The following is a 21,008-nucleotide window of genomic DNA, read 5'->3' as shown; positions in this document are numbered from 1 at the left end:
CCTAGCGACCGGGCGCCGGTGGCTGGCGCCCCCGCTTCCGCCGGTCAGCGCCGCAGCACCGGGTTCCCGAGCACCCCGATGCCCTCGACCTCCACCTCGACCCGCTGGCCGTGCTCGATCGGCCCGACACCCGCGGGAGTGCCGGTGAGCAGCACGTCACCGGGGAGCAGGGTGAAGATCGTGGAGGCATAGGCGATCAGCTCGGCCACCGAACGCACCAGCTGCGAGGTGGAGCCGTCCTGGCGCAGCTCACCATCCACCCGGGCGGTGATCCGCAGGTCAGTCGGGTCCAGGTCGGTCACCAGGTACGGCCCGAGCGGGCAGGAGGTGTCGAACATCTTCCCCCGGGTCCAGGTGGTGTCGCTGCGCTGGACATCGCGTGCGGTGACGTCGTTGGCGGCGGTGTAGCCGAGGACCACCTCGTGCGCCCGCTCCACCGACAGGTCCTTGCACATCCGGGAGATCACCACGGCCAGCTCGGCCTCATGGTGCACCTCCTCGGAGTACCGCGGCAGCACGATCGGATCGTCCGGGCCCACCACAGTCGTGTTCGGTTTGACGAAGAGCAGCGGCTCCTCGGGTACCTCGTTGCCCAGCTCGGCGGCGTGCTCGGCGTAGTTGCGGCCCACGCAGACCACCTTCGAGCGTGGGATCACCGGGGCGAGCAGCCGGACGGCGTCCAACGGCACTCGCTTCCCGGTCGGGGTGGGTGGGGTGTACAGCGGGTCCCCGGTCAACACCACCAGGTCCTCACCATCCACCACGGCGTAACGCGGGTCGTCTCCGGCGGTGAAGCGTGCGATCTTCATGGTCGCCACGCTACCGGCTGCCGCTAGGGTGACCACCGCAGCCAGGCGGAGGGAACGCGATGAGGAACGCAGTGACGATGGCCGACGTCGCCCGCCGCGCCGGCGTGTCGATCAAAACCGTCTCGAACGTGATCAACGGCTACCCGCACATCCGCTCCTCCACCCGCGCGCGGGTGGAGGAGGCGGTCACCGCGCTCGACTACCGGCTGAACCTGTCCGCCCGGATGCTGCGCACCCGGCGCACCGGGCTGATCACGCTCGCGGTGCCCGAGCTGTCCCTGCCGTACTTCGCCGAGCTCGCCGATGCGGTGATCCGCGCTGCGGACGGTCACGGGCTGACCGTGCTGATCGAGCAGACCTCCGGCCGGCGGGACCGGGAGCTGGCGGTGCTGGCCGGTGCCCGGCGCACGCTCACCGACGGTGTGCTGTTCTCTCCCCTGGCGCTCGGACCGCAGGACCGGGAGGCGTTCACCGTGGACTTCCCGATGGTGCTCCTCGGGGAGCGCATCTTCGGTGTCCCGGCCGACCACGTGACGATGAACAATGTGGCCGGCGCCCGCGCTGCGACCGAGCACCTGCTCGGCCTCGGCCGTCGCCGGATCGCCGTTCTCGGCGCGAACGTCGCTGCCACTGACGCCCCCACCTCCGCCACGCTGCGTCTGGACGGGCACGCCGAGGCGCTGGCGGCCGCGGGGCTGGAGCTCGATCCCGAGCTGGTGGTGCCGGCCGCGCAGTGGCACCGGCTCGAGGGCGCCCAAGCACTCGGCGCGACACTGGACCGCGGGACGAGCGTCGATGCGGTCTTCGCGCTCAACGACGCCCTCGCCCTCGGCGCCCTGTATGCGCTGCACGCCCGCGGGCTGGACGTGCCCGGCCAGGTCGCGCTGATCGGGTTCGACGACGTGGAGGACGTCCGCTTCGCCACCCCCACGATCAGCTCGGTAGCGCCGGGCCGGGACGAGATCGCGCAGACCGCCGTACGGCTCCTCGTCGACCGGATCAAGCCCGCGACGGCGGAGCGTCCGTTCGTACGGATCGTCACCGATGCGCGGGTGCTTGCCCGGCAGTCCACCGGTGAGCCGGGCGAGCGCGAGCTCGCCGTGCTCCCGGGCAGCACCGAACCCGCAGCCCAGACGATCGTCTGAGTACCGCGTGGACATCTGAGGACCGAAATTTCGGTACTGACCCGAAAAGCGTAGGTTGGGTGTGCAGGGTGGTTCGCCCGGGGTCGTGACCCGGGTGCTGGGGTGGGTTGGTGGGTTTCAGGCGGCGGCTTCGAGGGTGACGTAGTAGCCGAGTTGTTGTAGGGCGCGGACGTGGTTGTCGCGGCGCCGGTCGGGGCGGATGCGTTGTTCGTAGTAGTCCGGACCGAGGTCGTTGAATCGGGCCTGGGGATCGGACAGGAGGTGCCAGATGATCACGAGCATGGAGCGTCCCACGGCGACGTTGGCGCGCAACTTCCCGCGCCGGCGTGCCAGGCGGCGGTAACGCTCGCCGAGGAAGGTGTGGGTCCGGGCCGCGTTCACGGCCGCATCGCCCAGGGCGCGGGCGAGGTATCGATCGCCTTTACCGGTGGCGTTCTTGCCGTGGGACCTACCCGCGGACTGGGAGATGACCGGGGCGTATCGGGCCCACGAGCACAGGTGCCCAGCGGTGGGGAAGCGGCTCATGTCCACCCCGATCTCAGCGATGATCGCCGCGGCCGCATGGCGTCCGATCCCGGGAATCTCATCCAGGGATGCGACCTGATCGGCAAAAGGGACCAGCTCGGCCTCGATCCTGGCCTCCACGGCAGCGATATCAGCATCCAGACGCTCCACCCGGGACATCATCGTGGCCAGCAGGAAGGCATGGTGGTCGGTGAAGAACCTGGCCGTGAAGGCCTCTTCCAGAGCGGCCCGCTTGGCTGAACCTCGCAGGCTGCCTTTGGCCAACTCGGCCAGAGCCTTCGGATCGCGCTGACCATCGATGAGCGCGTGCAGCATCGCTCGCCCGGAGACCCCGAAGATATCCGAGGCCACGACCGAGACCTTGACCCCGGCAGTATCGAGGACCTTCTCCACCCGCTGCTTCTCCGCCGTGCGCGCGGTAATCAGATCGACCCGATAGCGCGTCAGATCCCGCAGCACCCGAATCGGTGCCGGTGGAACGAAACTCGGTCGCAGCATCTTTCGCTCAGCAACCTTGCACAACCAAGCCGCGTCCAGCTTGTCGGTCTTGGCCCGCCCGGGCAGGTGCTTGACATCGCGAGCGTTGACCACCCACACGGTGAACCCCGCCTGCTCCAGCAAATAGAACGGGGCCTTCCAGTAGTCCCCGGTGGCCTCCATCACCACCAGAGACACCTGCTCGCACCGGAAGTGATCACACATCGCCAACAACGAGCCCGTCATCGTGGAATAAGACTGGATCTCCTGGACCCGCCGACCCGACTCACCCGGGATCCGCACACACGCGACCACCTCGGCCTTGCCCACATCCAGCGCGGCCACCCGCGCGACAACTACCTCACCATCATCAGCTTCCTCATACACCGCCACCACCACCTCTGACCAGAGAACCCGATAGGCGTGGCCGCCCGGGGAGGATCAGGCACCAACGAATCTGACCCGCGTGCTCGAAGCAACAATGAAGGGCCCACAACGACCTCCCAGCGTCCTACTCAGACACGGCGTCAACCACCAAAGTACCGCGACGTAAACAGGCGACCACAACCCGATTTTCCGCCCGGAAGGGCCTCAGCGACAGCCGAGCCCCACTACTCAGATGCGCGAGCAGTGCAGGATCACACCCGGATCAGGATCTCTCCGTGCACCACCACGAACCAGCCATCGTCCTGGCCGCCCCACTCCCGCCAGGCCTCGGCCAGCTCGGCGAGGTCGGCGGGGGTGGCTAGCTCCTCCTCGAGCGCATGCTCGGCGAGACCGGAGTGCTCCACCCGCGTGGCCCAGGTATCCGACCACCAGGCGCGGTCGTCGGGGTCGGCGTAGCACCACACCCCGGCGGTCGCGGTGACATCCTCGAACCCGGCCTCGTGCGCCCAGGCGAGCAGCCGGCGTCCGGCGTCCGCCTCGCCACCACTGCGCGCGATCACCGACCGGTAGAGCTCACGCCACCGCTCCAGTCCCGGTGAGGCGGGATACCAGCTCATCGCGGCGTAGTCCGCGTCCCGCACCGCGATCAGCCCGCCGTGCCGGGTCACCCGCGCCATCTCCACCAGAGCAGCCACCGGGTCACTCAGATGCTGCAGCAGCTGGTGAGCGTGCACCACGTCGAAGGCCCCCTTGGCGTAGGGCAGGGAGTGCACATCCCCCTGTTCGAAGAGCATGTTCTCCGCGCCGCTGGCGTCGGCGAGCTCGGAGGCCTTCATCAACGCCTCACCGGCCGGATCCAGCCCGACCACACGGCCCGGGTTCACCCGCTGGGCAAGCCCGACGGTGATCGTTCCCACCCCGCAGCCCACATCCAGCAGGTCCGCTCCCTCGTTCAGGTGCGGGAGCAGATAGCCCGCCGAGTTCTCCGCCGTCCGCCACCCGTGCGAGGCCAGCACGCTCGCGTGGTGCCCGTGGGTGTAGCTGCCGTCGCGTCCCATATCGGGAGTCTAATGCGGCACGCCAACCCCGCACCTGGGGCCGCTGACACGTCGACTAACCTGAGGAAGTGCAGCGGATCGTAGGGGTGGACACAGCGCGAGGACTCGCAATCCTCGGCATGTTCGTCGCGCACCTGGGGATGGAACGCAGCACCGAGCTGCTGTCCGCCACCGGCTGGTTCTTCATCGCCGACGGCCGCCCCTCGGCACTGTTCGCGCTCCTGGCCGGGGTGGGACTGGCATTCATGACCCGCCGGGCACGCGAGTCGGGTGATCCGGCCGAGTGGCAGCGGCAACGGACGCGGATCGTCAAGCGCTCCCTGGTGCTCTACATCTTCGGCTGGGTGCTGACCTTCGTGGGCACCCCGATCGCGGTGATCCTGTCCGCGTACGCGGTGATGTTCGTGCTGATGCTGCCGTTCCTGAAGGTACGCACGCCTGCCTTGCTGGCCTGGGCCGCCGGCATCGTCCTGGTCGCACAGCTGCCCGTGCTGGCGGTCCGGCAGCAGATCGGCGAGGCCTCGTTGTGGCGGGTGACGCCCGGGATCGGCGAGCTGCTCACCGGCTACTACCCGGCGATCAGCTGGATCGCCTACCTGCTGGTGGGGCTGGCAGTGGGTCGCGCGGGGCTGCGATCGCTGCGCACCCAGCTGATCCTGCTCGGTGCGGGAGTGGCGGTGGCGGCGCTCGGCTACGGGGCCGGCGCGCTACTCCAGGACCTGATCCGCCCGGCCCCGAACTCGCTGACCGAGCTGTTGGTGAGTACCCAGCCGCATGCCGACTCGGCGGTGGAGATGATCGGCAATACCGGGGTCGCAGTGGCCGTGGTCGGGCTGTGCCTGCTCCTCACCCGAGCGAAGGTGGGTGCGGTGCTGCTCACTCCGGTGAGCGCGAGCGGAGCGATGTCGCTGACCGTGTACAGCCTGCACATCATCTACATCGCCATCCTCGGTTCGGATGCGGTGTTCTACCCGGAGTCCAACTGGCCGTTGATCGCGCTCGTGGTCGGCACCTTCGTGTTCGCCACCTGCTGGCAGCTGCTCTGGGGGCAGGGTCCGTTCGAGCGCGCGATGCACGCGATGATCAGGAGCAAGCCGCCGACGGCGCAGCCCACCTGGGCAGCACCACCTCCCCCAGGTAGCCACGCACCCGGGCACCCGCCGACGGCGCAGCCCACCTGGGCAGCACCACCTCCCCCAGCCGGGTGGTCACCACCGGTCCCGGGCGCTCGGGTTCCCCCGCCGCCGAACCCGGCTGTGCCGGCTCCTCCTCCTCCACCGCCCGCTCCCCCACCTCCGCCCTCGGCGCAGGGTCACTGGCCGGACCCACACTCCCGGGCAGGGCGACGATGACCGCCCCGGCGACCTCCGCCGTCGTGCTGCCCGAACGCGCCTGGCGCGAACGGGAGGCCGCGCACGCCGAACGGGCGGACGTGCTGACTGCTGGTCATCGCGAGCGCCGCCAGACCGGCCAGGCGCACCCGGTGGAGGACTTCCTGTTCACCTACTACCCCACCCGGCCCGCGCAGCTGCGCCGCTGGCACCCGGGGGCCACGGTCATGCTCACCGGTGCCGCAGAGCGGGCGGACTGGCGTTGGTATCGGGTGGACCCGGCCGGCCGCGCCTGGCTGGATCCCGCCGCCTTCCTCGCCGACCGGGGCGAGGGGGTGGCCTGGGCGCGCGAGCTCCTCGAGGGCACGCTCGGCCGCCCGGGCCGGTACACCTGCTTCGGACTGCACGAGTGGGCCATGGTCTACCGGACCCGCGAGGTGCGCCACGGGCAGGTGCCGCTTCGCCTCGGCGCCGAGGGAACCGACGAGGTGGTGCGTGCCCATCCGCTGCGCTGCACCCACTTCGACGCGTTCCGGTTCTTCACCGATGACGCCGTGCCGCGCAACGAACAGCCGTTGGACCGAGCCTCTCAGCTTCGGCTGGAGCAGCCGGGCTGTCTGCACGCGAACATGGACACCTATCGGCTGGCGATGAAGCTCGGTCCGGCGGTGCCCGGTGAGCTGCTGCTGGACTGCTTCGCGCTGGCCCGGGACATCCGTGAGCTGGATATGCGGGCCTCCCCGTACGACCTGCAGGACTGGGGGTATGAACCGGTGCCGATCGAGACCGCCGAGGGCAAGGCGACCTACGTCGCGGCGCAGCGCGAGTTCACCCACCGTTCGAACGAACTGCGGCACCGGTTGCTGGCGGCGATCGCGGCCCTGGATGTTCTCACCGAGCCCGACGTCGCCGGCCGTAGGATCTGAGGTCATGTTCACCGGCATCGTCGAAGAGCTCGGCACTGTGGCAGATCTCCACCGCGGCCGGGAGTCCGCCGTACTCGCCGTGCGGGCACCGCTGGGCTGCAGCGACGCCCGCCCCGGAGACTCGATCGCGGTCAGCGGGGTGTGCCTGACCGTCACCGCTATCGACGGCGAGACGTTCGCGGCCGATGTGATGGCCGAGACCTTGGACCGCAGCACGCTCGGCGGGCTGGCCACCGGTCGCCGGGTGAACATCGAGCGCGCGATGCCGGTCGACGGCCGGTTCGGCGGTCATATGGTGCTCGGCCATGTGGACGCCAGCGCTCCCGTGCTGGAGCGACGCCGCGGCGAGGCCTGGGAGGTGATCCGGGTGGGGTTGCCCGAGCCGATCGCTGCGCAGGTCGCGTTGAAGGGGTCGATCGCCCTGGACGGGGTCTCACTGACGGTCTCGGCGTTGGCTGAGGAGTTCCTCGAGGTATCGCTGATTCCGGCAACCCTCGCGGCGACCACGCTGGGCTCCACGGCGGTCGGTGAGCGGGTGAACGTCGAGACCGACGTGCTCGCGAAGCACATCGAGCGGCTGAGGACCACCGCGATGTCAGGTAGTAACTGATCTGAGCGACCTGCGGTCATTCGTTCACAGAGCACCCCTCACCACCAGGTAGACTGCACCGGCTGACAACTCGGGGCTGAGGGGTGAAGGGTTGCAACGCCTGAGATTCGCGCTGGCGCGAACACGTGCACATCTACCGCTGGTGGCTGTGCTGTGCGCTATGGCCGCGCTGATCACGATCGCCCTGGCCGGGACGGTCACCTACCTGTCCACCTCCTCGACCGCCGCCGTGCGCAGCGTGCTCGAGGAGAGCGACGGTTCGGCCAGCACCGTCACCGTGCAGACCCGGGTGGCCGAGGACGCGGCCACCCAGGACGCCGCCGTGCGTTCGGCTGCCAAGGACCTGCTCCCGGGGTCGATGGTCGCCGCCACGGTGCGGACCCCGCCACTAGCAGTCGCCGGAGCGGATGCGGACGTCGTGCTGCTCGCCGATGCCGGTCTGGTCGAGCACGCCACGCTCACCGACGGTGACTGGCCCGGCGGTCCCGGACAGGGAGCGCTGCACATCGGGGCCGCTGAGGCACTCGAGGTACAGGTCGGCGACGAGCTGACCATCGGCGAGGACGAACAGCGCATCCAGGTCACCGGTCTGTGGCAGCCGAACGACCCACAGGACGGTCACTGGGGTGGTGACCTGCTCGTCGAACACGGCACCGATCCACTCGCCACCGCGACGTTCGGACCGCTGCTGGTGGCCGAGGAGGACATCGGTTCCCTCGACCTGGACCCGTTCGCCGCCTGGGCGATCGGCCCAGGGACCGAGCTGGCACCCGATCAGGTGGATCCATGGATCGACGGACTCGCCGCGCTGCAGCCGACGCTGGAAGAGGCAGATATCGCGGTCCGCGGGCTGACCGTGACCGGGACGCTGCGCACGACGCTGACCCATATGTCTTCCGGTCTCGCGTCCGTGAGTGCCGCCGCGACTGTCCCCCTGGTGATCGTGGTCGCGGTGTCCCTGGTGGCCACCTGGCAGATCGCCCGACTGCTGTCCACTGTGCGGGAGCGGGAGAACCGGCTGCTGCGCTCGCGCGGCGGCTCCTACCGGCAGCTGATCGGCACCGGTGCTGGTGAGGGGCTGGTGATCATGGGCCTGGGCGGCCTGATCGGCGCGCTGGTGGTGCTCGCAGGTTTCGGCGCGCGCGCCGGATCCGAGCCGGTGCCGATCGTGCTGCTCGGCGTGGCCGTGGTGCTGGTCACCGCAGCGATCCTGACCGGGGTGAATGCCCGCGCCGTGGCCCGCGCGCTGGAGCCGACCACGGAGTCGGGCCGCACCGGTGCCCTGATGGCCACCGGTGCGCTGGTGCTGCTCGCCCTCGCTACCGCGTTCACGCTGTGGCGGTTCGCCCGGAACGGCTCTCCCCTGGTTCCCGGCACCTCGGCGGTGGACCCGCTCGCGGTCTCCGGCCCGGCGCTGGCCCTGCTGACCGCGGCAATGCTCGCGGTGGCGCTGGCCGGCCCTGTGCTGCGGTGGTTGGCCGAACGCGCCGCCCGGCGCCCCGGGTATGAGGCGGTAGCGGCGCTCCGGCAGGCGGCCCGGCGGATCGCTCTGACGGCGGTACCAGTCATCCTCATCGTGCTCGCCACGGGTGTGGCCACCCTGGCAGCCACCTATGCCGGCACGGCGACGGCGCTGCGCACCATGTCCGCAGCGGTGAGCAACGGAGCGGACGTGCGGGTGCAGCTCGGTAGCGCGATCGCCGGCGACTCCGGCCGAGGGCTTGCCGACTACGCCGCTCTGTCCGGAGTGGACGCGAGTACCGGGGTGATCACGGAGAACGTGCTCGCCGGAGAGACCGCTGGGACGCTGACCGCGATCGACACCGGCGCACTGGACGTCTCCTCGGCGCCGCCGGGCGTGCTCGATCCCGAGCAGGCGGCCGCCGACATCGGTCCGGCCGAGGACCCCCTGCCCGGGCTGGACGTCCCCGAAGGCACCGAGCAGCTCCAGGTGGCGGTCACGGCCGCGGCCGACTCCGGAACACAGCTGCTCACCGGCGAGACCACCCGGGCGGTCGACCTGCGGCTGACTCTCTGGAACGGAACGGAGATCGTCACCGCTCAGGCGGATGGACCGCGGCCCCGCGCCGAGGGCGTGGAAGCCGGCGGGACGATCGAACGGCACGACGGGCAGGGCCAGCCGGTCACCGAGGACGTGGCCGTGGAGCTGCCGGCCAGTACCGGTCAGCCCTGGCGGATCGTCGCGATCGACACGATCCTCGATGCGGCGCTGCAGAACACGGAGTACGAGGTGAGCATCGACGCCATCACGGCAGGGAGCGAGGACCTGCTCGCACAGGCCGCGCAGGCGTGGGACGTGGTCGAGCTCCCGTTCTTCATGGACGCCGCTGCTGCGCAGGCCGCCGACGGCCCGTTCACGTTGACGGCCACGACGGTGCCGTTCGCGCTCGGTCCGGCAACCGGTACCGGGGTGGAGAACACACGGTTCATGCCGGCCGGTGACGTGCCCGAGGTGCCGGTACTGGTGACCCCCGGCTGGTCCAGCCAGGTGCTGGACAGCGGCACGGACGTCTCCGTCGCGGGCACCGAGCTGCGGATGCATGCCGCCGGAGAGATCCCGGTGGTGCCGGGCGAAGAAAGTGCCCGCGGCGTGCTCGTCGACCTACCCAGCCTGCAGGCGGCGCTACTGCGCAGCACGGTGAGTGCTCGTGCCGTCTCCGAGGTGTGGCTGGCCACCGGCGACCAACAGGCGGTGACCGCCGAGGCCGCCGCACTGGCCGGTCCGCGGGCCGAGGTCTCGGCTGCCGAGGACTTCGCCCACGACCCGGTGTCCGCACCGGCGCGGGCGGTGTACTGGATCGCAGCGGTGTGCGCACTGCTGCTGGCGCTGCCTGCGGTGGTGGCGGTGGCGCTCACCCAGGCCTCTGCCCGGCGAGGTGAGGTGGTGGTGCTGCGCGCCGTCGGGGTGGGCTCGGCGCAACAGGCGCGCACCCGCCGTTCCGAGCTCCTCGGACTGGAGCTGGCCGCTGTGGCGACCGGCCTCCTGACCGGACTGGGCATCTCCGCCCTGATCATGACCGACCTGGTCCGGGCCACCTCCCCGCAGACCTCTGCCGCGGTGCCGCTGTCGCTGACCGCGAGCTGGCTGCCGGGCACGATCCTGCTCGCCGCGATCGTGATCACCGTGGTGACGGTCGCGTTCTGGTACGCCCGGACCGTGCAGCGTCAGGTGCTCGACCTGACCTGGCGGGAGGAGATCCGATGAGCTCGATGAGGTGGCGGCTGCTCCTGCGCCAGGCACGTTCGAGCCTGGGCACCTCGCTCGTCCTGGTGATCATCGTGGCGGTCACTGCCGCCGTGTTCACCGCCTGGCCCCGGCTGGAGCGGGAGACGTTCGCCGGCGAGATCAGCCATCAGATCTCCACCACCCCGCCTACTCTGCGTGCCCTGACGGCTACCTCCGAAGGGATCCCGGTCACCACCGAGGACCAGTGGGCCAGCTGGGACGAGCAGATCACGGAGCTGATCGCCGACGCCGGCCCGGAGATCGCTGCCGGGACCGCCACGCCGCGCACGTCGGTGACCACCCAGCGCCTGGTGATGACACCCGAGCACGGCAAGCCCGACGACCTGTGGCAGGTCTCGGCGCAGGTCCGGGTGGATGCACAGATCGAGGACTACGTCACCGTCACCGACGGAGCCGCCCCCGCTCCGGTGGAGTGGCCCACCTCCACGCAGGCCCTGTGGGAGGCGATCGGTAGCGGCACCCTTGAGCCCGCCGAGGTGATGCTCTCCGAGCAGACCGCCGAGCGGGTGGGTCTGGCCGTAGGCGACACGTTCACCATCACCTCCTTCGACGGCACCCTTCCGTTCCTCGTGTCCGGCGTGTTCACCGCCACCGACCCGGAGGCGGACCAGTGGCAGTTCCAGCTGAACACCCTGAACCCACGTATCGACGATGATCCGAACAAGGGCGAGTCCGCGACCGCGATCGGCTACCTGAACCCGGCCAGCACCGGCTGGATCGGTGAGCTGAGCGGGCTGGAACCCGAGACCGAGCTGTGGGTCCCGGTGCAGCCGAGTGCCGCCGGCGCCCAGGCCCTGACCGATCAGCTGCGCACGCTGACGGTAGCCGAACACCAGGTATCGGTGGCCGACGGCTCGATGTCGGTGGAGATGACCACCGGTCTGACCGACGTGCTGGACCGTGCGATCGACCGCTGGCAGGGCACGGCTGCTGTGCTCGCGATGGTGGCGGCGGGACCGATCGGGGTTGCCCTGGCGATCCTGGCACTGGCCGCCAGGCTGGCGGTAGCGCGCCGGGAGATGACCTTGGCGCTCGCCCACGCGCGCGGCGCTTCCCCGCGCCAGCTGCGCGGCGTCCTCGGCGTCGAAGGCGCCATCCTGGGTCTGCCCGCCGCCGCACTGGGAGCGGCGGCAGCCACCGTGGCCATACCGGGTGCGGTCGCCGTCTCCGACTACACCTGGGCTCTGCTCGCCGGCCTCGCACCGGCGGTGTTCCTGGCGGCGGCGCAGCTGCCGAACCTGCGCGCCCGGCGCAGCGACCTGGCGCTGCGCTCGGCCAGCCGGTGGCGATGGGTGCTGGAAATCGGGCTGCTCGCCCTGACCGCGGCCGCGGTCTACCTGGTGCTCACCCGCGGGGTGACCGATCAGGGCGGAACCGACCCGATCGCCGCCGCTGTGCCGCTGCTGCTGGCGGTGGGTGTCTGTGTGCTGACGGTGCGGCTCCTGCCGCTGCCGCTGCGCGCACTGCACGCTGCCGCCCGGCGCCGCCGCGGCCTGTCGGCCTTCCTCGGTTCGGCTCGCACGATTCGCGAGGGCGGTCTGGCGATGGTGCCGCTGTTCGCCCTGGTGGTGGGGACGACCGTCGCAGTGTTCGCCACCACGATGATCACGACGTTGCAGCAGGGCACCGACGCCGGGCGCCCGGGCCGAGGTCGGCGCCGACGTCCGGCTCACCGGCCCGACGTTCAGCGAGGAGGATCTCGCCGCGATCGGCTCGATCGACGGGGTGGCGGCCACCACCGCTGTCGCGCCCGCACCCAGCATCCCGCTCTACCAGGCCGGCTCCTACACCCGGGTGAGTGTGTATGCCGTGCAGAGCTCCACCCAAGGTGAGGTACAGACCGACGTACCGGACGCCGTCGTGCTCCCCCCAGGGTTCGACCAGCTGGACGGCGATGCGCTGCCGGTGATCATCTCGACCGGACTGGAGGTCGACGCCGAGTCCGACCCGTTCCTGTCCTTCCGCGAGCAGGTGCCGATCGCCGTCGTGGGTCAGCAGGAGAGCGCACCGGCACTGGCCGAAGCCGCGACCTGGGTGCTGGCGGACCTGGACCTGCTGCGGGAGCACTCCGGGATGAACTTGCTCCCGCGCACGGTGCTGGTGGATGTGGCCGAGGACGCCGATGTCGCCCAGGTGGCCAGTGAGCTCAGCGAGTGGATGGGCGGGTCCGGCGAGGTGCTGTCCCCGGCGCAGAACGCGGCAGATTTTGCCGCTTCTCCGGCATCGTCCTCGATGCAGGCCGGGTCCGTAGTCGCCCTGGTGCTCTGCGTGCTGCTGGCGATCACGGCGATCGTGATGTCCCTGGTGCTGGGGGCGCCCGCCCGCGGCCGGCTGCTCGCCGTGCTGCGCACTCTCGGGGTGCCGGCGCGCACGTCGCGGCAACTGGTCGCCTGGGAGACGGCGCCCGTGGTGGTGGCCGCGATGGTCGCTGGCACACTGGTCGGCCTCGTCCTGCCCTATCTGGTGGTCGCCGGGGTCGATCTGCGCCCGTTCACCGGCGCAGAGAGCCAGCCGGCGGTGCAGTACGACCCCGTCCTGCTGGTGGGGGTGCTCCTGGCGCTGGCAGTAGTGCTCGCCGGCTGCGTCTGGCTGGCTACGGTGGTGGCGCGCCGGTTGTCGTTGTCCGTACTGAGGATCGGAGATGCCTCGTGAGAACTACCGACCGTGCCCCCGCCGACGCCGGCGGGACGATCGAGTGCGACGACCTGGTGCGGATCTTCTCCGCCGAAGGTATCGAGGTCCAGGCGCTCCAAGGGCTCACGCTGCGGGTGGATGCCGGGGACCTGGTGGCGATCGTCGGAGCGTCCGGGTCCGGGAAGTCCACGCTGCTGACCATCCTGTCCGGCCTCGACTCCCCCAGTGCTGGTCGGGCGCGGGTGGCCGGGATCGACCTGCTCGGCATGTCCGGGCGGACGCGGGTGCACTACCAGCGCCACGTCGTCGGCTTCGTCTGGCAGCAGACCTCGCGGAACCTGCTGCCGTACCTGACTGCGCGGGAGAACATCAGTCTTCCGATGGCGCTGGCCGGCGCGGTGGACGCCGAGCGCACCGACGAGCTGCTCGGGCTGCTCGGCGTGAGCCACTGCGGTGACCGGGTGCCGGCGCAGATGTCCGGTGGCGAGCAGCAGCGAGTGGCGATCGCGGTGGCCGTGGCGAACTCCCCCCAGGTACTGCTCGCCGACGAGCCCACCGGTGAGCTGGATGAGGCCACCAGTGTGGAGGTGCTGGAGACGCTGCGTGCGGTGAACGCCGAGCTGGGGGTGACCGTGCTGATCGTGACCCACGATCCGACCGTCTCCGAGCATGTGCGCCGCACGGTGCAGATCCGGGACGGGCGCACCTCCACCGAGGTGCTGCGACGCAAGTCCACCGATGAGTCCGGCGAGGAGCTGCACATCGCAGAGGAGTTCGCGGTGCTGGACCGGGTGGGCCGGATGCAGCTGCCGCAGGACTTCGTCTCCGCCCTCGATCTCAAGGACCGGGTGCGGCTGGCGTTGGAGCCGGATCACGTGGGGGTGTGGCGGGATCAGAGCCGAGATCACGACGGCGCAGCTCCTGCGGCGTCGTCGACCTCGCCGGATGAGGAGGCCAAGTGAGCAAACATGCTGCCGCTGGAGCGCCGACGGCCACCACGTTGCGTGCCGAGGGGGTCGGGCGGATCTTCGCCACCCCTAGCAGGGATGTGGTCGCGCTGGAGGATGTCAGCGTCGAGGTGCATCCGGGCACGCTGCTGGTGGTGCGAGGCCCGTCCGGGTCCGGGAAGACCACCCTGCTGAACATCCTCGGCGGACTGGACCGGCCCACCTCCGGCTCGGTGCTGCTCGGTGACCGGGAGCTGTCCTCGATGCCGGAGAACGAGTCGCTCGAGCTGCGCCGCACGGTGCTGGCGTTCATCTTCCAGTCCTTCGGGCTGATCCCGGTGCTGTCCGCGGCGGAGAACGTGGAAGTGCCGCTACGGCTGCTCAGCACGGCCCCGGCGGAGCGGGACGAGCGGGTGGCGGAGGTCCTCGCGGCGGTGGGGCTGGATGGTCACGCGAACCAGCGCCCGTATGAGTTGTCCGGTGGACAGCAGCAGCGGGTGGGGATCGCTCGGGCGCTGGTGACGAACCCGGAGATCCTGATCGCGGACGAACCCACCGGACAGCTCGACTCGGCTACCGCCGCCACCATCATGGATCTGCTCGCTGAGCTGACCCACGCCCGCGGCATCGCCGCGGTGGTGTCCACCCACGACCCGCTGCTGATCGGACGCGCTGACCACATGCTCGAGCTGCATGACGGTCGCAGCCGCTAACGTGGCGGGGTGCCGAATGCTTCTGCTGCCACTGTACCGGTGAGGACTGTGCTGACCATTGCCGGCGTCTGTTTCGTGCGAACGGGCGAGGGTGAGGGTGCCGCCGGCGGACGTGGCTATGGCGACGCCGAGCTGCTCACCGTGCGCAAGCGCGACACGAGCCGGGGTGGCACGCTCGATCCAGGGGAGACAGCGGCGCAGGCCGCAATGCGCGAGGTCCACGAAGAGTTCGGGCTCACCGTCCGGTAGGCCAGGCTGCGGCCGCTCGGGTACTACGACGAGGACCCGGCCAACGAGCCGGACACCCGGGTGGCGGCGACCGACTACACCGCTGACCTGACAGGGGTGCCCGACCATCGACGCCCCTCGCGAGCGAGTCTGGGACGCCCTCGCCGCACCGGAGCACATCGAGCCCTGGTGGGGACACCCCTCGGATTTCCCGGAGGCGTGGCGCGCCGGGTCGCTGGGCTCCTTCCTCTGGGAGGACCGCCCTTTCCCGATCCGGTTGGACGTCGCGCGGCCCCGCCGAGCTCGTGCTCACCTGGGGTGACCTGGACGGCATCCTCGACGAGGCCTGCACCACCGTCAGCCGCCAGGCGATCGCCAAGCACCTGGCTCAGCTCGAGGCGGTCGGCCTGGTCGAGCAGGTGGACGTGGAGCCGGGTGGCGGCCGGGCGGTGCGCTACCGCGCGCTCGGCACCACGCTCACCCGGCTGGCCGACCGGCTGGAGACCATCGGCCGCGGCTGGGACCGCCGGCTGGCGCGGATCAGGGAGATCGCGGAGTCCTGTCGCAGGCTCCAGCCGGCCGCCCGGGCGCGCGGCTGCCACAACCGGAGGCTCTCACCCGCCTGTCCGGGCGACACCGGGGATCACGAAACCGGAACGTTACATCGCTCTGACGTCGGCGACACGTCGCTCTGCTTAGGTTCATCTGAACCTAAGCAGAGCCCCACGGGCACGCCACGAACGGAGCACGCCATGCGTCCACGCACCACCGGCACCACGAGGCTCGCCATCCTCTCGCTCACCGTCTCGGCCATCGCCCTGAGCGCCTGCGGCGCCCAGGTCGCCGACGCCGACCCGCAGAGCTCCTCGGCCAGTGAGAGCTGCGTCGATACCTCCGGGGACACCATCTCGATCGGCTTCCTGAACTCCCTCTCCGGAACCATGGCCATCTCGGAGCAGACCGTCCACGACTCGCTCCAGCTCGCTGCTGCCGAGATCAACGCCGACGGCGGAGTCCTCGGTCACGAGCTCGAGATCGTCACCGAGGACGGCCAGTCCGAGCCTGCCGTCTTCGCCGAGCGCGCCACCAAGCTGATCACCAGCGACTGCGTCGCCGCTGTCTTCGGCGGCTGGACCTCCGCCTCCCGGCAGGCGATGCTGCCGGTCTTCGAGTCGAACGACTCGCTGCTGTTCTACCCGGTGCAGTACGAGGGACTGGAGGCATCGCCGAACATCTTCTACACCGGCGCCACCACCAATCAGCAGATCGTGCCGGCGCTGGACTACCTGGTCGAGGAAGGCGTGGAGTCCCTCTTCCTCGTCGGCTCGGACTACGTCTTCCCCCGGACCGCCAACCGGATCATCAACGCTTACGCCGAGGAGCACGGCATCGAGATCCTCGGCGAGGAGTATGCCCCGCTGGGCCACACCGACTTCTCCACGATCGTCAACCAGGTCAGCGCGGCCGGTGCCGACGCCGTCTTCAACACCCTCAACGGCGACTCCAACGTGGCGTTCTTCCGCGAGTACACCAACTCCGGCCTGAGTGCCGAGGAGATGCCGGTGCTCTCGGTGTCCATCGCCGAGGAAGAGATCGGCGGGATCGGCGTCGGGAACGTCGAGGGCCAGCTCACGGCCTGGAACTACTACCAGACCGTGGACACCCCGGAGAACGAGGCGTTCGTGGAGGCCTTCCAGGCCGAGTACGGCGAGGACCGGGTCACCTCCGACCCGATGGAGGCCGCCTACACCTCCCTCTACCTGTGGCGGGCGATGGTCGAGGAGGCCGAGTCGTTCGCCGTCGAGGACATCCAGACCGTCGCCGACGGGGTCACCTTCGATGCCCCGGAGGGCCTGGTGACCGTCAACGGCGAGAACCAGCACATCTCCAAGACCTCCCTGATCGGGCGGATCGGACCCGACGGACTGATCCACACCGAGTGGACCTCCGGCGAACCGATCGAGCCCGACCCGTTCCTCGAGGGATACGACTGGGCCGAGGACCTGAGCTGACCTGATGGATCTCCTCCTTCCCCAGCTCTTCGCGGGCCTGAGCCTCGGATCAGTCCTCCTGCTCGCAGCACTCGGCCTCGCGCTGACGTTCGGGCAGATGGGCGTGATCAACATGGCCCACGGCGAGTTCATGATGGCCGGCGCCTACACCGCCTTCGTCACCCAGGCACTCGTCGGTAGCGCCGATGTCAGCCTGCTCGTGGCCCTACCGGTCGGATTCCTGGTCGGCGGGGTCCTAGGGCTGATCCTCGAGGCAACGCTCATCCGACGGATGTACCACCGTCCGCTGGACACCCTGCTGGTCACCTGGGGGGTCGCGCTGCTGCTGCAGCAGGTGGCACGCGACGTCTTCGGCGCCCCGAACGTCGACGTCAGCATCCCCACATGGCTCACGGGCGCCGTCAGCATCGGTGGCCTGGCGCTGCCGAAGACGCGACTGTTCATCCTGGCCGTCGCGATCGTGAGCGTCCTCGCACTGGCCGTGGTGCTGCGCTCGACCTCGCTCGGACGGCGGATCCGCGCCGTCGTCCAGAACCGTGACCTGGCCGAGGCGTCCGGGATCTCCTCCCGTGCCACCGACCGGACCACCTTCTTCATCGGGTCCGGTCTGGCCGGGATCGCCGGTGTCGCTGTGACCCTGCTGGGATCGACCGGGCCGAACCTCGGGATGAGCTACATCGTCGATGCCTTCCTGGTGGTCGTCGTCGGCGGCATCGGTCACATCAAGGGCACCGTGATCGCGGCGGCCGCGCTGGGGCTGATGCAGGCGTTCTTCGAGTTCTCCACGACCGCCTCGATCGCCAAGGTGCTGGTGTTCGTGGTGATCATCGCGTTCCTGCAGGTGCGGCCGCAGGGACTGCTGGTCACGAGGACAAGGAGCCTGGCGTGAGCGCGAGGAGCCCCCGCGGAGGGGCGCCGAGGAACGAGGCACCCCGGAGCGAGGCACCGCAGCCCTCACGCGAGAGGAGGACTGGCATGATCCGCATCCTCACCACCGGCCGCACCGCCCCGCTGGTCCTGCTCGCGTTCGCGGCGATCCTGCTGTTCGCTGTGGCGCCGATCGCCCTGTCCCCGTTCCGGCTCAGCCTGCTCGCACGTTTCCTCTGCGTGGCGATGGTGGCGGTCGGCATCGGCCTGGCCTGGGGCCGCGGCGGACTGCTCACCCTCGGTCAGGGTCTGTACTTCGGCCTGGGTGCCTACGTGATGGCGATGCACCTCAAGCTCGCCGACGCCGGTCCGGCCGGAGTGCCGGACTTCATGACCCTGTACGGCACCGGGCAGGTGCCGTGGTGGTGGGAGCCGATGCGCTCGCCGGTGATGACCCTGGTGCTGATCGTGCTCGTCCCGGCCACGCTCGCGGCTGCTCTGGGGTGGGCCATCTTCACCCGCCGGGTGCGCGGGGCCTACTTCGCCATCCTCTCCCAGGCGCTGGCGGCGGCGTTCGCGATCCTGCTCATCGGCCAGCAACAGACCACCGGTGGTACGAACGGCCTGAACGGCTTCCGGGCCTTCTTCGGCTACGACCTGACCGACCCGGTGAACCAGCGGATGCTGTTCATCATCGCCGCCGGTGTGCTGCTGGTGATGGTGGTGATCGCTCGCCAGCTGATGGTCTCGCGTTTCGGCGAGCTGCTGGTCGCGGTCCGGGATGCGGAGGACCGGGTGCGCTTCCTCGGCTACGACCCGGCCGCGGTGAAGACCGTCGTCTACATCCTCGCGGCAGTGATGGCCGCCGTCGGGGGCGCGCTGTTAGTGCCGATCGTGGGCATCATCTCCCCGACCGACGTCGGCGTGGTCCCCTCGATCGGCTTCCTCATCGGTGTCGCGATCGGTGGCCGCGCCACCCTCCTCGGCCCGGTGCTGGGGTCGATCGCAGTGAGCTGGGCGGAGACCTCGGTGGCCGAGCAGTTCCCGTCCGCGTGGACGTACTTCCAGGGCGCCCTGTTCCTCGGCGTCATCGCCTTCCTCCCGGACGGCCTGGCCTCGATCGTCCGGCGGCGACGCGCAGCCGCCTCCTCGGGCGACGACGGCGCCCCCGCACCCGCCACCGAGCCAGAACCCGACGCACGACCGGAAGGGAGAACCTCGTGACCGACGCCGCCGGCGAGCAGATCGACCTCGCGAGCGCCGAAGCACTCCTGGGGACCGACACCAACAGGTTCCGCCACGACTACCTCGAGATCCGCGACCTGCGGGTCACCTTCGGTGGTTTCGTGGCCGTCCGTGACGTCGACCTGACCGTGACGCAGGGCGACCTCCGCTTCCTCATCGGACCAAACGGGGCCGGGAAGACCACGCTCATCGATGCCGCCACCGGCCTGGTCGCCGCCACCGGATCCGCCCGGTTCGGCGGAACCGAGCTGCTCGGCCGCAGTACGCACCGGATCGCTCGGCAGGGTGTGGGGCGCACCTTCCAGACCGCGAGCGTCTTCGAGGAGCTCACCGTGCTGCAGAACCTCGATATCGCCGCCGGTGCCCGTCGCACACCGATGACGCTGCTGCGCCGCCGTAGGGAGACCCCGGAGGCCGTCGAGCAGGCGTTGGAGCTGATCGGCCTGGCCCGGCACCGCCACACCGCGGCGGGCGTGCTGGCGCACGGCCAGAAGCAGTGGCTCGAGATCGGGATGCTGCTGGTGCAGGATGCCCACCTGGTGCTGCTGGACGAACCCGTTGCCGGGATGACCCACGCCGAGCGGGAGGAGACGGGCGAGCTGCTGCGCCGCATCGGTTCCCAGCGGGTGGTCGTGGTGGTCGAGCACGACATGGAGTTCCTGCGCTCGTTCGCGGACTCGGTGACGGTCATGCATCAGGGCCAGGTGCTCGCCGAGGGCACGGTCGCCGAGGTCCAGCAGGACCCGGCGGTCGTCGAGGTCTACCTCGGCGACCCGGCAGCGGAAGGGAGGTCGTGATGCTGGAGCTGGCCGGTGTGAGCACCGGATACGGACGTGCCGACGTCGTCCACGACGTCAACCTCACCGTCACCCACGGCGGCCTCACCTCGGTGCTGGGTCACAACGGGGCCGGGAAGACCACACTGCTGCGGGCTGTGCTCGGACTGTTGCCGGTGCGAGGCGGGACAGTGCGGCTCGCCGGCACGGACGTGACCACCTGGCCCACCCACCGCCGCATCCGCCACGGCATCGCCTACGTCCCGCAGGGGCAGCAGTCCTTCGGGCAGCTCACCTCGCGCGAGAACCTGCAGGTGGTTGCCGACGCCTACGGTGCGGCAGGCCGGCGCCGCACGAACGAGGCGCTGGATCTCTTCCCAGCGCTCGGCCCGCTGCTGTCCCGGCAGGCGGGCCTGCTCTCGGGCGGTCAGCGCCAGCAGCTGGCCATCGCCCGCGCCCTGGTCACCGGGCCCCGACTGCTCCTGCTGGACGAACCCACCGAGGGCATCCAGCCGAACGTGGTCCGCGAGATCTACGCCGCCATCACCGCGCTGCGCGAGACCGGCGACCTCTCCGTGCTGCTCGTCGAGCAGCACATCGGCTACGCAGTCGAGCACGCTGAGGAGTATCTGGTGATGGCCTCCGGCCACCTCACCCACCGCGCTCCCGGTGGTGCCGGGGCGATCGACGGCGCTCGGGGGGCGATGGCGCTGTGACCACATCATCGGCCCGCAAGGGGGCACTGTGCGCCTGACCCCGGCAGACTCCGAGAAGCTGCTGCTCGCCGTGGCCGGGATGGTCGCGCGCGACCGGCTGGCGCGTGGAGTCCGACTCAATCACCCGGAGACGGTCGCGCTGCTCTCGACCTGGGTGCTCGAACGGGCCCGCGACGGCGCAGATGTGGCCGCCCTCATGTCCGAGGGCCGGCAGGTGCTGACGCGAGAGGACGTGATGGACGGCGTGGCAGAGATGCTCACCGACGTCCAGGTCGAGGCCACCTTCCCGGACGGGCGCAAGCTCGTCACCCTGCACCACCCGATCCCCTAGGAG

At 70.3% G+C, this 21,008-nt stretch carries 20 protein-coding genes; 17 read left to right on the top strand and 3 right to left on the bottom strand.

Going from position 1 to position 21,008, the window contains the following annotated elements; genetic code table 11:
• Positions 1–44: 44 nt before the first annotated feature.
• On the bottom strand, positions 45–809 hold the full coding sequence (locus tag FU260_RS08665) for a fumarylacetoacetate hydrolase family protein (RefSeq protein ID WP_147916693.1): 765 nt from the start codon (positions 807–809) through the stop codon (positions 45–47).
• Between the two features lie 59 nt (positions 810–868).
• Here FU260_RS08665 and FU260_RS08660 point away from each other — a divergent pair, with 59 nt between their 5' ends.
• Entirely contained in the window at positions 869–1,954 is a 1,086-nt protein-coding gene (locus FU260_RS08660) for a LacI family DNA-binding transcriptional regulator (RefSeq protein ID WP_235912163.1), read from the top strand.
• A gap of 117 nt (positions 1,955–2,071) precedes the next feature.
• On the opposite strand, the gene FU260_RS08655 is transcribed toward FU260_RS08660, so the two are convergent.
• Positions 2,072–3,343, bottom strand: a complete 1,272-nt coding sequence (locus FU260_RS08655; protein ID WP_147915849.1) for an IS110 family RNA-guided transposase — start codon at positions 3,341–3,343, stop codon at positions 2,072–2,074.
• A gap of 251 nt (positions 3,344–3,594) precedes the next feature.
• A complete protein-coding gene (locus FU260_RS08650) occupies positions 3,595–4,401 on the bottom strand; it encodes a methyltransferase domain-containing protein (RefSeq protein WP_147916692.1) in 807 nt (268 codons plus the stop codon).
• A gap of 68 nt (positions 4,402–4,469) precedes the next feature.
• Here FU260_RS08650 and FU260_RS08645 point away from each other — a divergent pair, with 68 nt between their 5' ends.
• The 16 genes from FU260_RS08645 to FU260_RS08570 all read left to right on the top strand — a co-directional run bounded on the left by FU260_RS08645 (position 4,470) and on the right by FU260_RS08570 (position 21,005).
• Positions 4,470–5,753, top strand: a complete 1,284-nt coding sequence (locus tag FU260_RS08645; RefSeq protein WP_147916691.1) for a DUF418 domain-containing protein — start codon at positions 4,470–4,472, stop codon at positions 5,751–5,753.
• Positions 5,750–6,658, top strand: coding sequence for a 3-methyladenine DNA glycosylase (locus FU260_RS08640; protein WP_147916690.1), 909 nt, complete (start codon positions 5,750–5,752; stop codon positions 6,656–6,658). The genes FU260_RS08645 and FU260_RS08640 overlap by 4 nt, the downstream gene beginning before the upstream one ends.
• 4 nt (positions 6,659–6,662) lie before the next feature.
• Positions 6,663–7,268, top strand: coding sequence for a riboflavin synthase (locus FU260_RS08635; protein ID WP_147916689.1), 606 nt, complete (start codon positions 6,663–6,665; stop codon positions 7,266–7,268).
• A gap of 160 nt (positions 7,269–7,428) precedes the next feature.
• Complete coding sequence (locus FU260_RS08630) at positions 7,429–10,494, top strand: FtsX-like permease family protein (RefSeq protein ID WP_147916688.1); 3,066 nt, start codon at positions 7,429–7,431, stop codon at positions 10,492–10,494.
• Positions 10,491–12,368 carry an FtsX-like permease family protein gene (locus FU260_RS08625; protein WP_147916687.1) on the top strand — a complete coding sequence of 626 codons (1,878 nt, stop codon included), beginning with the start codon at positions 10,491–10,493 and terminating at the stop codon, positions 12,366–12,368. The genes FU260_RS08630 and FU260_RS08625 overlap by 4 nt, the downstream gene beginning before the upstream one ends.
• Positions 12,346–13,188 (top strand): FtsX-like permease family protein, encoded by an 843-nt coding sequence (locus FU260_RS08620; RefSeq protein WP_168211708.1) that lies wholly within the window; start codon positions 12,346–12,348, stop codon positions 13,186–13,188. The genes FU260_RS08625 and FU260_RS08620 overlap by 23 nt, the downstream gene beginning before the upstream one ends.
• Positions 13,185–14,132, top strand: coding sequence for an ABC transporter ATP-binding protein (locus FU260_RS08615; RefSeq protein WP_147916685.1), 948 nt, complete (start codon positions 13,185–13,187; stop codon positions 14,130–14,132). The genes FU260_RS08620 and FU260_RS08615 overlap by 4 nt, the downstream gene beginning before the upstream one ends.
• Complete coding sequence (locus FU260_RS08610; protein WP_147916684.1) at positions 14,129–14,830, top strand: ABC transporter ATP-binding protein; 702 nt, start codon at positions 14,129–14,131, stop codon at positions 14,828–14,830. Before FU260_RS08615 ends, FU260_RS08610 begins: the two co-directional genes overlap by 4 nt.
• 9 nt (positions 14,831–14,839) lie before the next feature.
• The gene (locus tag FU260_RS08605) at positions 14,840–15,079 is read left to right on the top strand and encodes an NUDIX domain-containing protein (RefSeq protein WP_147916683.1); all 240 of its coding nucleotides are present in this window, start codon (positions 14,840–14,842) and stop codon (positions 15,077–15,079) included.
• A gap of 106 nt (positions 15,080–15,185) precedes the next feature.
• On the top strand, positions 15,186–15,380 hold the full coding sequence (locus FU260_RS24595) for an SRPBCC domain-containing protein (protein WP_147919396.1): 195 nt from the start codon (positions 15,186–15,188) through the stop codon (positions 15,378–15,380).
• On the top strand, positions 15,364–17,070 hold the full coding sequence (gene urtA, locus FU260_RS08595; protein WP_235912509.1) for an urea ABC transporter substrate-binding protein: 1,707 nt from the start codon (positions 15,364–15,366) through the stop codon (positions 17,068–17,070). Before FU260_RS24595 ends, urtA begins: the two co-directional genes overlap by 17 nt.
• 4 nt (positions 17,071–17,074) lie before the next feature.
• Positions 17,075–17,959, top strand: coding sequence for an urea ABC transporter permease subunit UrtB (gene urtB, locus FU260_RS08590; protein WP_147916682.1), 885 nt, complete (start codon positions 17,075–17,077; stop codon positions 17,957–17,959).
• An 86-nt stretch (positions 17,960–18,045) separates the two neighbouring features.
• A complete protein-coding gene (gene urtC / locus FU260_RS08585) occupies positions 18,046–19,161 on the top strand; it encodes an urea ABC transporter permease subunit UrtC (protein ID WP_147916681.1) in 1,116 nt (371 codons plus the stop codon).
• Positions 19,158–19,979 (top strand): urea ABC transporter ATP-binding protein UrtD, encoded by an 822-nt coding sequence (urtD, locus tag FU260_RS08580; protein WP_328593036.1) that lies wholly within the window; start codon positions 19,158–19,160, stop codon positions 19,977–19,979. Before urtC ends, urtD begins: the two co-directional genes overlap by 4 nt.
• Positions 19,979–20,674: an ATP-binding cassette domain-containing protein gene (locus FU260_RS08575; RefSeq protein WP_147916680.1), complete on the top strand. Its 696-nt coding sequence runs from the start codon at positions 19,979–19,981 to the stop codon at positions 20,672–20,674. The genes urtD and FU260_RS08575 overlap by 1 nt, the downstream gene beginning before the upstream one ends.
• A gap of 28 nt (positions 20,675–20,702) precedes the next feature.
• Positions 20,703–21,005 (top strand): urease subunit gamma, encoded by a 303-nt coding sequence (locus FU260_RS08570; protein WP_147916679.1) that lies wholly within the window; start codon positions 20,703–20,705, stop codon positions 21,003–21,005.
• The last annotated feature ends 3 nt before the right edge of the window (positions 21,006–21,008 follow it).

Origin of the sequence: Ruania zhangjianzhongii, assembly GCF_008000995.1 — a bacterium.
Taxonomy (GTDB): Bacteria; Actinomycetota; Actinomycetes; order Actinomycetales; family Beutenbergiaceae; genus Ruania; species Ruania zhangjianzhongii.
Note: the sequence above shows the minus strand (reverse complement) of the source record. Positions and strands in the feature narration are given on the sequence as shown.